Here is a 12,186-nt window from a genome sequence, read left to right on the forward strand (position 1 = left end):
GGATGTCTTGGAGGACAACCCTCTTCTACAGCAGCTCCGCTGCCTCGTTCACCGGCCTTGACGAACAACCCCCACCCTTAACTGAACGGCGTTGGTTCTAGAACTCGCCGACCTGCCTGGTTGGCCGTCCGGAGAGGTCACGGGCGGCCATCCAGATGGTGAGTGCAGGCCAGGTGCCGTCACGCTGCCGGCGGCGGAAGAGCCCATAGACCGTCTGCCACGGCCCGTACTCCGACGGGAGGTCCCTCCACGGAGCACCAGTCCGCACCCGCCACCGAATCCTGTCGATGAGCCTTCGCCGGCCCGACGGCGGCCGCCCCGACACCGCCACCGGCAGCATTGGTTCCAGCACAGCCCACTGACCATCAGAAAGATCCCCTCGCCCCACACCGCGATCATCACGGCGCAGGACGAGCGGCGAAGCCCACTTCTAAAACACGGCCTCGCCGCTCTGCCGCGATCCGATCGCCGCGGGCTTCGTGGTACGCAGTGAGCCACCGCGCGACGACTGGGTCTCCGGTGTCGGCGGCCCATGAGTAAATGCGTGCGCCGGGTGGCGCATGCCCAGCGTCAGCAGGGTGGTAAACCAGGCTGCGCTGACCGTTCCGGTTACCGCTCACCTCGTACGCCCGGCGAGCCAGGCGCTCAGCCTCCTTGCAGTGGCCGGCAAGTCCGAGAGCCGCAGAGAGCTCGCCAAGAAGGAACCCGTCGAGACAGTGCCCCTCAATGATCTGTTCCGCCCGCTCGAAGCGTCTGAGTCCAATGAGGCGACGGCAGCGGGTTCCTGCGGACCAAGTTGGTACGGCAGGCAATCTCCGCAGGCCGCCCGGCAGCCGCGACCTTCAACTCCCGACCCGGCGAAGCCCCTGGCGTCTCGTGGCACCGCTTGGACCTCCGCGACGCCGAACAAATCGAGCTGGCCCTCGGCAGGGTAGCGCCCAGCGTACTGATCAACGCGGCCATCGGTGACGCCGAATGGGCGTCACCGCCGACGGTTCCGTCCGCCCGGCTGAGGCGACGGTGCGGCGGGGGCATCCGGCTGGTGCACGTCTCCGCTGACGCAGTCTTCTCCGGCGCCGATGTGCACTACGACGAGACGGCACTCCCCGATCCGGTCACTCCGCACGAAGCCTCGTACACGAACTTGTCGCCGGGACACGGCAAGGAGCGCTGTTCACGGACGATGTCCGCTGCCCCGTGCACGTAACGGACCTGCCAGGCGTGCGCGCCGGGCCCTGCCGTCCGGCCCGGCAGAAGGGCCGGTCGGCCCCTGCCGTCGAGGTCACTGCCACGGTGAGATGGAAGGACCGAGCCCCGCGGTCACCACACCGCACGGATCGAGGTACGCCATGAATCCCACCGCAGCACGGCTGCGCCGCATCACCACGGCGATCACCTCCCTACGTCTCGAACCGGTCCTCCTGGCCGTCACCGCGGCGGCGCTGGTCGGCGGCGGCGTCGCCTGGCTCGTCGGCGCGCAGGATCTGTCGGACCTGTTCTGGGCTCTGGGAACCGTCGCCGCCATCGTGCCCGCGGTGATGTGGGTGCTCGCCGCGCTGCGGCGCGGGCAGGCGGGCGTGGACCTGATCGCCGTGCTCGCGCTCGGCGGCACGCTGGCCGTGGGCGAGTACCTGGCCGGCGCCCTGATCGCCCTCATGCTCGCCACCGGCCGCACGCTCGAAGCCGCAGCCCAGCGGCGCGCCTCGCACGATCTGCGCGTCCTGCTGGAGCACGCGCCGCGCTCGGCGCGCCGCCGCACGGACGCCGGGGTGGTCACGGTGCCGACAGCCGAGGTCGCCGTCGGTGACCTGCTCGTCGTCGGCCCCGGTGAGGTCGTACCCGTCGACGGCCGTGTGGAGAGCGCGGCCGCCGTCCTGGACGAGTCGGTACTCACCGGTGAGTCCATGCAGGTCGAGCAGCCCCGGGGCGAGCCGGTCCGCAGCGGCGTGGTCAACGCGGGCGGCGCCTTCGAACTGCGGGCCACCGCCACCGAGCAGGACAGCACGTACGCCGGGATCGTGCGCCTGGCCCGCCAGGCCGGGGCCGAGTCCGCGCCGGTCGTGCGGCTGGCCGACCGGTACGCGGCCTGGTTCCTGCCCTTGTCCCTTGCGGTGGCGGGCCTGGCCTGGCTGATCAGCGGCTCCGCGGTACGCGCGGTCGCCGTCCTCGTCGTCGCCACGCCCTGCCCTCTGCTGCTCGCCGCCCCGGTCGCCATCGTCTCGGGTCTCTCCCGCGCCTCCCGCCTGGGCGTGGTCATTCGCGACGGCGGAGCGCTGGAGAACCTCGGCCGCGCCCGTACCCTCCTGCTCGACAAGACCGGGACCCTCACCCGCGGCCGCCCCCGCGTCATCGACGTCACGGCAGCCCCCGACGTCACGCCCTCGGAAGTCCTGCGTCTGGCGGCCTCACTCGACCAATACTCGCCGCACGTCCTGGCACAGGCCATCGTCGACACAGCTCGGGAACGCGATCTTGAGCTCTCTGTCCCGACGGACGTCACCGAGGAGCCCGGACGGGGCGCCACCGGCACCGTGAACGGGTACGAGGTCTCCGTGGGGCGCCTCGTTCCGGATGACGCGCGGCCGACATGGTCGAAGGCGGTCGACAACCGCGCGCTCCTCGACGGCGCCGCCGTCGCCTGGCTCACCCTCGACGGACACCTCGCCGGTGCGATCCTGTTGCGCGACCCGCTGCGTCACGACGCGCCGCGCACCCTGCGCCACCTGCGGGCGGCCGGCATCCAACGGATCCTGATGCTCACCGGTGACCGGGCCGCACCCGCCCACGAGGTCGCCGCCGTCCTCGGCCTCGACGGCGTACGCGCCGAGCTGAGCCCGGCCGACAAGGTCAGCGCCGTACGCGACGAGCGTGCGCGCGCGGTGACCGTCATGGTCGGCGACGGCGTGAACGACGCCCCCGCCCTCGCCGCCGCCGACGTCGGCGTCGCCATGGGCGCCCGTGGCGCCACCGCCTCCTCGGAAGCCGCCGACATCGTCCTGACCACCGACCGTGTCGACCGCCTCGCCGATGCCGTCACCATCGCCCAGCGCGCCCGCCGCATCGCCGTGCAGAGCGCCCTCGGCGGCATGGTCATGTCGCTGGCAGCCATGGCGGCGGCGGCCGCCGGTCTGCTCCCGCCCGCCGTCGGCGCGCTGCTCCAGGAAGGCATCGACGTCGCCGTGATCCTCAACGCCCTGCGCGCCCTGCGCGTCGACCAGGCCGCGCGTCCGGCCCTCACCCCCGCCGCCGAAGCCCTCATCCACCGCTTCGCGGCCGAACACGACGACCTGAGGGATGTCCTCGACTCCGTGCGCGACGCCGCCGACCGGCTCTCCGACACCCCCGGCCCGACCGCCCTGACGGCCGTGGAGGAAACCCACCGGCTGCTGACCGAACGACTCCTGCCGCACGAGTACGCCGAAGAGCACCAGCTCTACCCGGCGCTGGCCCCCACCCTCGGGGGACCCGAGGCCACCGCCACGATGAGCCGCGCGCACACCGAGATCGAACGCCTCTCCCGCCGCATCGCCACCCACCTCCAGCTCGCCCGCACAAGCAGCGGCCTGGCCCCCGAACAACTCGACGACCTGCGCTCCTGCCTCTACGGCCTGAACACCGTCCTGCGCCTGCACTTCACCCAGGAAGAAGAGAACTACTTCTCCCTCGCACCGTGAAACGACAGCGGTGCCGCCACTGGGCCTCCGCCCGCACACCCGCGCCGGGCCGCATGCCGGTCCGTCGACGTGCCCCCACGGAACCTCAGCGATGAGCCGAGCGGGAGCCGCCCCGGAGCGAACGCCCATGGGGACGAACAGTGACGGCATCGACGACTGAGGCGCGTCAGTCCGTCGCCAGCGGCGATCGTCCCAGGAGCGCGATCCCGATCACCGCCGCCGCTGCCCCCGCCATCTGCACCGCCAGGGCCCACACCGTGACGGCGAGCTGCTCATCGAAGACAGCCACGCCGATGGCCACGGCGCAGATCGGCTCCAGGGTGTCGATGATCGGCAGACTGATGGCCAAGGAACCCGCCTGGAAGGCACTTTGCGAGAGCACCAGAGCCGTCACTCCGACGGCCATCAGCGCATACAGTTCCCAGTGGAAAAGCGCCCCGAAACCGCCTGTCCGCACCAGGTCGGCCGTGCTCCTGGTCAGGGCGTCGAGAAGAGCCAGCATCGCGGCCGCGCAGACGGCGTACGAGGCCGTCCGCACCGGACCCGGCCGGCTCGCTCCCACGGCAGCCAGCAGTACGACCACGCCGACAACAGCCACGAACACCAGCGCCCAGTCGCGTACGGCCGCGGCCGAGGTTCCCGAGGGAGAGTGCGGGAGCGCCACGAGGAACACCGCCACGCCTCCCGCCGTGCAGACGATTCCGGTCACCTCGGAACGGCTCAGTCGTTCCCCGCGCCGCAGAGCCAGCAACGGCAGGGCGAAGACGAGATCGGTCGCCGCAAGCGGCAGCACCAGGACCAACGGCCCGAAGGCCAGCGCCAGAGCCAGGAAAGCGAACGAGGAGATGGACAGTACCGTCCCCACCAGCCACATCGGCCGACGCACCAGGTCGAACAGAAGCCGCAGACGCAGGGCCTTCTGCGGGGGTGCTCGTCGTGCCGCCTCGTGCTGAAGCACCGACCCGACCCCGAAACACAGGGCTGCCATCAGGGCGCTCGGCACCGCCACCAGGGTGTTCACGGGCCCGGCATCCTGGCCGCCTGATCACTCATGAGCGATGACCGCAACCGGTACGGCGCAGTGGTGGATCACCGCATGAGCGACGGACCCGACGTGCGCGCCCAGGGCCCCCCTGCGCATACGTCGGCCCACAACCACGAGTTCCGCGTTCTCCGCCGCCTGCAACAACAGTTGCGCGGGGCCGCCCACGCACGATCGCTCCACGAGGTCCACGGCGGGGAACTTCAGCCGCCAGGGCCGCAGATCCGCCGCAAGGCGACGCGCGATGTCGGGCCCCATCTCCCGCTCCGCCGCCACAAGGGCCGAGGCATCGCGGACCACGGGCGGAATCGACCATCCATACAGCGCGAGCAGGCGGGCGCCCCGGCCGGCGGCCTCGTGGAATCCGAAGTCGAGCAGCGGGTCGAAGAACTGATCGATGTCCACCCCCACGACCACGTCGCGCGAGGAACCGGCCGCGGCGGGCCGCGACGCGGGAACGGTGGACCGTCCCGGCACCCGTACGAGCACGACGGGACGCGGAGTGGCGACGATCGCCGCCATGCCGACCGAGCCGAGGAGAAAGCCTCTGAGACCGCTCAGGCCGCGTGAACCGAGCACCAAGAGGTCTGCCTCCGCACCCGCACCGGCCAGGGCTGTCGCGGGCGGTCCGGCCAGCTGCCGCGTATCGATCTCAAGAGCGGGATGCTGCCGTCGCACGCACTCCGCGGTCTCGGCCAGCAGCTCATCGGCCCGGCGGCACCGCGCATCAGGGCCGACACCCGGCAACGCCGCTCCCGCCCACTCGTCCGCGTGCACGATGAGCAGTGGCGCGCCGCGGATTTCCGATTCGTGTGCAGCCCATTCCGCGGCTGCGATGCTCTCGGGCGACCCGTCCACACCGACGGTCACCGGGAGGGACATGCGGTGCCCTCCCCTCGGAGAGACAGCGGGTCGTAACCAGTGTCTCAGACCATTCCAGGCCGGCGCTCGCCGCGCGAGTCGGAGGGAGTGGGACTCGAGCGTGCCACGGTGACGGATGTCGAGCACGGCGCGGTGGAACGAACCGCCGAGGGGCGCGTGGCGCAGCAGGGTCGAGGACCGTCGGAACGCGGTGGACTCGTCCTCCCGTATCGGACTGCCGCTGGCGGCGGTACCGGCGGCGGCCCTGCCGCCACGCCTCCACCGGAGTCTGCGCCTCGGCAGGCCGGAACGGGGACAGCGTGAGCGGCACCGGACCCGCCGTCGGCGCCGTACCGTCCGTCGTGCAGCCGCAGTCCGGACCGGACGCGGCCTTTGGCGCCGGGCCGGAAAGTGCCGTATGGACCCCGGCGAGGCGAGCGAAGAAAGGCCGCAGTTCTGCGGCCCGACCGTCCGTGTCCCGGATCCGGTCCGCGATCAGCGGCAGCATCCGCGCCCGCACCGAGGCGCACACACCCTCCTCACGTACGTCGAGCAACTCGCGGATCTCCTCCAGAGCCAGACCCGGCAGCTTCGCGGAAGAGGTGAATGCCAGCAGGTTCACCGCCTCCTCGCGGCCGGGGTCTTTCCCCCCGCGCCGTCTGCCGGGATGCCGACGAGAAGATCCTCGCCGACACACCGCTCCCCGACGGCAACCTGCAGCGGGTCGGCACCCTGCCGGAAGACGTCGACCAGGCCGCTGCACAGCGTCCAGATCGCCGGTACCCTCACCCCGCGCTCCCAGAAACCTGCGTCCGAAGGAAACGACCCTGTGGGAGGAGATCGCCGCGGCCTGTCCGGGGATGACCGCACTCGCCGATCGGTTCCCGTGACATCCCGGTGGCAGGGTTCTAGCCTGGACGGATGCAGGGTGATCTGATCACGTTGTGCCTCGCCGGCGACGTGATGCTCGGGCGGGGTGTCGACCAGATACTTCCGCACCCCGGTGATCCCGCGCTGACGGAGACGTACGTTAGTGACGCCCGGTCCTACGTCGAGCTGGCGGAGGCTGCGAACGGCCCGATTCCCCGCCCGGTCGACTTTTCCTGGCCCTGGGGCGACACACTGCGGATCCTCGACCGGGCCGCGCCCGACGCCGTGGTGCTCAACCTGGAGACCAGCATCACGCGGAGCAACGACTTCGCACCGGGCAAAGCGGTCCACTACCGCATGCATCCCGCCAACCTGCCCTGCCTGGCCGCCGCCCGTCCCGACGTGTGCGTCCTGGCGAACAACCACGTCCTCGACTTCGGCCGCCGCGGGCTCGCGGAGACCCTCGGCACACTGGCCGGCGCCGAATTCGCCTCAGCGGGGGCAGGACGCGACGCGGACGGGGCCCGGCGGCCGGCGAGCGTCCCCGTCGAGGGCGGTCGGCGGATCCTGGTCCACTCCTTCGGCATGCCGTCCAGCGGAATCCCGCCGAGCTGGGCCGCCACGGCCGACCAGAGCGGGATCGACTACATACCCGAGGCCTCGGAGACCGCGGCGGCCACGGTGGTCGCCCGGATCCGGCAGGTGCAACGACCTGGCGACATCGTCATCGCCTCGATCCACTGGGGTTCCAACTGGGGCTACACCGTCCCCCGCGACCAGGTCCGCTTCGCGCACGCGCTCGTCGACGGCGGCGCGGACGTGATCCACGGGCATTCCTCGCACCATCCCCGGCCGCTGGAGCTGTACCGGGGCAGGCTCATCGCCTACGGCTGCGGCGACCTGGTCAACGACTACGAGGGCATCACCGGATACGAGAAGTACCGGGACGACCTCCGACTGCTCTACTTCCCCTCGCTCGAGCCCGACACCGGCAGACTCCGCGAACTGCGCATCGCGCCCTTCCAGAGCCGGCGAATGCGGCTTCAACGGGCGTCGGTGGAAGACTGCTGGTGGCTTCAGGAGATCCTGGGCCGACTCGGCCGCGGTTTCGGCTCGCGCGTCGCGTACGACCCGGACGGCACATTCACCTTCGACGTCGACGGTCCGCCCGCCCACTAGGGCGCCCGGCCGGCATAGGCCCGCGAGGGAGGGCGGACCTGCACCGACATTGACAGTTCCCCCGCAGTCCGAGGACCGTGGGTGCTCGCCCGTTCCCTGACCACGTCCACCGCGCCCTCCGCTGTGCGGTGGGCCCCGCTCGACCTCCTCTCCGACGAGGACCTGACCGAGGACCCGGCGGAAGCCGCGGACACCACCGACGCAGCAAATCCCCTCGCTGTTCTGAACACGGCCGAGGGCGAGGAACCCGAAGACATCACGGAAGGCTCGGCATGACCCAGACGAGTCTGAGCACGGGGCGGCCGTCCGGCACCTTCGGCAGCTCCCGCACTCCCGTCCTCCGCTGCGGCCCAACTACATGACCACCATCAATGAGCTTCTTCGATGTGACCACCGATCGGGTGACGGTCCGTGAAACGCAACGAGCGAGGCCCCCGGGCTGTTGATCGAGATGTCTGACGTCTCAATCACGTTGCTCGGGGGCCTCGTTGGTCATGCGTCCTGCCGCACTCGACCTGCCGCATGCACTCGTGGAGTGGGTCACCATGCTGATCGTCACCCGTGAGGGCGACCGGCGCTGCAAGCTCCGTCCGTCCCAGCGCGCGATGGTGGCACTGGTGTACCTACGAGAGCACACCACTCCGGCAAAGATCGCCGCCGGGTTCGGGATCAGCGAGTCCACCGCCCATGCCTACACCAGCACGGTCGTCGACCTGCTCGCCGCCCGTGCACCGGGCCTGCTCAAGACGCTGCGCGACCACGAACCCGACTTCGTCCTGCTCGACGGCACTCTCGCCGAGTGCGACCGGGGCGGCGACGGCCGGGCCGACTACTCCCACAAGCACCGGCGCCACGGCGTGAACGTGCAGGTCGTCACCGATCCCGACGGTCGGCTGCTGTGGCTCTCGCCCGCTCTGCCGGGCCGCACCCACGACCTGACCGCTGCCCGCACCCACCGGATCATCCGGATCATCTTCTCGAAGTCGAGGCGGGTGATGGCCTCGACGGTGGAGGAGCGCTGCGGCAGCTTGTGCTCGGCGAGGGTGTCGAGGGTGCGCGGGTCGAGCAGCTTCAGGAGGAAGCCGCTGAAGGTGCCGCAGACGGTGACGAGACGGCCGCCGGAGTCGAAGGTGACGGTGGCGCACTCGCCGCCGACGGGGGCGATCTTCTCGCTGTCGACCTGCGGATCGCGGCCGAGGGCCCGGAGTACGGGTGGGTCCCGCTGCCAGGCCCCGTCGGCGTGCATGCCGCTGCGTCCGTTGAGGGCGAGGTACGGGTGCTGGGCGGGGGCCTTGCCGGGCACGGGTCGGGCGGTGGCGGGGGCGCCTTCGTCGTGGTCGACGAGGCGGTGGCCGAGGGCGAGGGGTATCTCCTCGGCCTGCGCGACGGGGGCGGCGCCCGCGAGGAGCGCCGCGCTCAGCACGGCGATCAGCGTGAACGCGCGGGCGCGTCTGCGGGGCGGGTGGGTGGTCACGGCGGCTCCTCGGTTGCTGACAATCTGTCGCGCCGGCCGCCGACGCAAGGCCCGAGGGGGAGGGATGTACATGCGACTGCCCTGTGTTTCACGGGCAGTTCACGATCCCGCAACAGTCACGGCCGGAGGCTCGAAACGACGTTGGCGGTGGCGGCTACCCCGTCGTGGATCGTGGGCGCCACGCTGGTCCCCGCGAGGAAGAAGCCGAGCAGGGCGCACACGAGGGCGTGGCTGACCTTGAGCCCGCCGCTGCGCAGGAAGATCACGGCCAGCACCAGGAGCAGCACCACGACAGAAATGGAAACGGCCATCGCCTTCACGTCCCTCCGTCGCCGCACCGGAATTGCGGCGTTCGGCGGACAGTGTGGCGGAATGGGCGGTCCGTCCGGGCGTATGGCGGGGCGGCCATACGGGTGGGATTTCGGGAAGCCGGCCGCCCGGGTTCAGCCGCCGCGGCTCTCGGCGATGCTCGGGTGACGCACCGCGTCGAGCTCCGGATCGGTGAGCAGCCCCGCGATCAGCGCCGCGTCGCCGAAGACCTCGGTGGCGTTCAGGTCGAAGTCGGTGAGGACGAGCCATGTAGGTTCTCACCACTTGTGGCACCGCCTGGGATCGCTGGCCAGCATCCCTTCCGCAGTCTCAGGTAGTTGGCACAGCGGCTCAGTCTCAAAAATTTGCCATCTCCTTAGGCGATCGATATACGTAGGTGTTGCGGGACATGACGTTGGTTTCACAGGCCGATGTCCGTGAAACCCAGATGCTTTGACGGGCATCGATCGGGTACTGTGCGGGCCATGTCGAGTCCTGAGTCAGACAAGGTGGGGGCTTTCGGTCACGCCGTCAGCCCCCTGAACCACTGAGCTCGTAGCCCTGTCGTCGCGCCGCTTTCTGCGGTGGGACGAGTGAGCGCTTGGGGCTGGCCGCGGTGACGAGATGACCTTCTCGTGCCTCTCCTCACCTCGGAGCCATTCGATGCCTTTTCCGCTGTACCTGCTTGCCATGGCGGTCTTCGCCATGGGCACCTCGGAGTTCATGCTCGCTGGCCTTTTGCCGGACATCGCCTCAGATCTTGACGTCACCGTCGGGACAGCAGGCGTCCTCACCTCGGCCTTCGCGATCGGCATGATTGTTGGAGCCCCCCTTGTGGCCGCACTGGCTCGTGACTGGCCTAGGCGCCCAGCACTTCTCGGGTTCGTCCTCGTATTCGCGGCAGCTCACGCCGTGGGCGCCATCACCACGAGCTTCCCTATCGTGTTCGCTACCCGAGTCGTTGCCGCGCTCGCGAACGCAGGGTTCCTTGCCGTCGCTCTGACGGCTGCGGCCACGCTGGTATCCCCCGACAGGAAGGGACGCGCGCTGGCCGTGCTGCTGTCAGGAACGACGGTGGCCACGATCGCCGGTGTCCCTGGTGGGTCGATGCTCGGCGCGTTGCTTGGCTGGCGGGCCACCTTCTGGGCCGTCGCCGCGCTCTGCCTGCCCGCAGCTCTCGGCATCCTGAAGGGAATCCCAGCAGGACGTAACGAGGATGAGACGACTGGCAGGCCAGCGCTGCGAGCGGAACTCGCCCAGCTCACTAGGCAGCCGTTGATCCTGGTGATGCTACTTGGCGCGCTGGTGAACGCGGCAACTTTCGGAAGCCTCACCTTCATCGCCCCCGTGGTGACCGACAGCGCGGGGCTGGGCGAGTTGTGGATCTCTGTCGCTCTGGTGCTCTTCGGTGCCGGTTCCTTCGTGGGCGTCACCGTCGCCGGCCGGCTTTCCGACCGGCGTCCCGGTCTGGTCATCGCGGTCGCCGGTCCGTTGCTGCTCATCGGCTGGCCGGCGCTGGCGATGCTGGCCAACGAGCCGGTCGTCCTGTTCATCCTTGTGTTCGTGCAGGGTGCACTGTCCTTCGCGCTGGGCAGCACACTGATCACGCGAGTCCTCTACGAGGCCGTGGGAGCCCCCACCATGGCCGGCTCGTATGCGACCGCGGCACTCAACGTGGGCGCCGCGGTCGGCCCCGTCATCGCTGCGGCCACCCTCAGCACCGAAGCTGGGGCCCTCGGGCCGCTCTGGGCAAGTGGAATCCTCGTCGCGATCGCGCTGCTCATCGCGTATCCCCTCCTCGCCGCCATCACAGGCGGCCGGAGCACCGAGGTGATCCAATGACACATGCGGGTCACCTCATTTGGCTAGTCTGCGGTAGCAGATCAGGGTGCAGGCGATGCTCGTGAAGGCGCGGAAGTCAGCCTTGCGTTCGTAGCGTCGGTGGAGTCGGCGAGCCAGGCCATGGTGCGTTCGATCGTCCATCGGTGTCGTCCCACTCGTTGACGGCCGGGGCTCCGACGGGTGGTGTTGTCGTTTCTGCGGCTGACACCGTCGGTGGGCAGCCGAAGGTCGGTGGGCCGCCTTCAGCACTGTTGTTCGGGTCCGATGACCGTGAGTCCCACCTGAGCGGCGAGCCAGTGAGCGTACGGCTCGTTTCTCTGGTGTCCGTCGAAGTTGGCGCTGCGCACGTGGACGAGGACGGTGTGGTCGTCGGCGGGCTCGTTCCAGTGGCGGGTGCGGTTGTTGAAGAGAAGCGTCACTTCAGCATGTGTGGACTCGCCATGGAATCCCGCCTCGGGCACATCAGGCCACTCCAGTGACTGCCAGTTGATCTCGCCTGTGTTGGGGCCGATGGTCGTGGTGAAGGCATCCTCGATGCTGTCGACCGGCTGGTCCAGCACGTCCCATTCCACCGGCAGTCGCCTCTCGAAGGCTGCCTCGTCTGCCGGCAGGTCGCTCGCCGGGACGCCTACGACGAAAGCAGGCTGGTCCTCGAACGGCACCCCTCGGAATTCTTCCAGTTCGGACGCTCCGCGGAACCAGCCCTCGGGCATGGCCTTGGCCACTCGCCGGACCTCGGCAACGGAGGATAGCTCGGCGAAAGCGGAGACACTCGAATACTCGCGGCGGCCGACCTCCATGAGCCGGCGTGCGGTGCGCAGGGCGAGGACCGGGTCGGGGGGGCCTTGACCCCGGATGTTGAACACGTCTATGCGGCTCGGGTCAGGGTAGTTGATGTTGGGTGGAAGGCGTTCTCGTAGGCGATCGGGGATCGT

The 12,186-nt window shown here is 69.9% G+C and carries 8 protein-coding genes and 5 pseudogenes; 5 read left to right on the forward strand and 8 right to left on the reverse strand.

What is annotated here, in order from left to right; genetic code table 11:
- Positions 1–127 precede the first annotated feature (127 nt).
- Positions 128–388 (reverse strand): annotated as a pseudogene (locus tag ACWFR1_RS39010) (transposase); the annotation flags it as partial.
- A gap of 961 nt (positions 389–1,349) precedes the next feature.
- Between ACWFR1_RS39010 and ACWFR1_RS39015 the strand changes: the two are divergent.
- A complete protein-coding gene (locus tag ACWFR1_RS39015; protein ID WP_453560530.1) occupies positions 1,350–3,674 on the forward strand; it encodes a heavy metal translocating P-type ATPase in 2,325 nt (774 codons plus the stop codon).
- A 166-nt stretch (positions 3,675–3,840) separates the two neighbouring features.
- Here ACWFR1_RS39015 and ACWFR1_RS39020 read toward each other — a convergent pair whose 3' ends face one another.
- The 3 genes from ACWFR1_RS39020 to ACWFR1_RS39030 form a co-directional block, all read right to left on the reverse strand.
- Entirely contained in the window at positions 3,841–4,695 is an 855-nt protein-coding gene (locus ACWFR1_RS39020; RefSeq protein WP_453560532.1) for a DMT family transporter, read from the reverse strand.
- 24 nt (positions 4,696–4,719) lie between these two features.
- On the reverse strand, positions 4,720–5,598 hold the full coding sequence (locus ACWFR1_RS39025) for a universal stress protein (protein WP_453560535.1): 879 nt from the start codon (positions 5,596–5,598) through the stop codon (positions 4,720–4,722).
- 597 nt (positions 5,599–6,195) lie between these two features.
- Positions 6,196–6,366, reverse strand: a complete 171-nt coding sequence (locus ACWFR1_RS39030) for a hypothetical protein (RefSeq protein WP_453560538.1) — start codon at positions 6,364–6,366, stop codon at positions 6,196–6,198.
- Between the two features lie 132 nt (positions 6,367–6,498).
- Here ACWFR1_RS39030 and ACWFR1_RS39035 point away from each other — a divergent pair, with 132 nt between their 5' ends.
- From ACWFR1_RS39035 to ACWFR1_RS39045, 3 genes and pseudogenes are all read left to right on the forward strand, one after another.
- A complete protein-coding gene (locus ACWFR1_RS39035) occupies positions 6,499–7,626 on the forward strand; it encodes a CapA family protein (protein ID WP_453560541.1) in 1,128 nt (375 codons plus the stop codon).
- A gap of 81 nt (positions 7,627–7,707) precedes the next feature.
- Positions 7,708–7,902 carry a hypothetical protein gene (locus ACWFR1_RS39040; protein WP_453560544.1) on the forward strand — a complete coding sequence of 65 codons (195 nt, stop codon included), beginning with the start codon at positions 7,708–7,710 and terminating at the stop codon, positions 7,900–7,902.
- A gap of 212 nt (positions 7,903–8,114) precedes the next feature.
- A pseudogene (locus tag ACWFR1_RS39045) lies at positions 8,115–8,601 on the forward strand (transposase family protein); the annotation flags it as partial.
- Here ACWFR1_RS39045 and ACWFR1_RS39050 read toward each other — a convergent pair.
- Positions 8,591–9,100: pseudogene (locus tag ACWFR1_RS39050) on the reverse strand (hypothetical protein); the annotation flags it as partial. The pseudogenes ACWFR1_RS39045 and ACWFR1_RS39050 sit on opposite strands and share 11 nt — an antisense overlap.
- A 116-nt stretch (positions 9,101–9,216) precedes the next feature.
- Positions 9,217–9,411, reverse strand: coding sequence for a hypothetical protein (locus tag ACWFR1_RS39055; RefSeq protein WP_453560547.1), 195 nt, complete (start codon positions 9,409–9,411; stop codon positions 9,217–9,219).
- A 661-nt stretch (positions 9,412–10,072) separates the two neighbouring features.
- Here ACWFR1_RS39055 and ACWFR1_RS39060 point away from each other — a divergent pair.
- Entirely contained in the window at positions 10,073–11,251 is a 1,179-nt protein-coding gene (locus ACWFR1_RS39060) for a Cmx/CmrA family chloramphenicol efflux MFS transporter (RefSeq protein ID WP_453560550.1), read from the forward strand.
- 15 nt (positions 11,252–11,266) lie between these two features.
- Here ACWFR1_RS39060 and ACWFR1_RS39065 read toward each other — a convergent pair.
- Positions 11,267–11,412 (reverse strand): annotated as a pseudogene (locus ACWFR1_RS39065) (IS5/IS1182 family transposase); the annotation flags it as partial.
- Between the two features lie 81 nt (positions 11,413–11,493).
- Positions 11,494–12,186: pseudogene (locus ACWFR1_RS39070) on the reverse strand (hypothetical protein); the annotation flags it as partial.

It is taken from the genome of Streptomyces sp. NPDC055103, assembly GCF_053607625.1.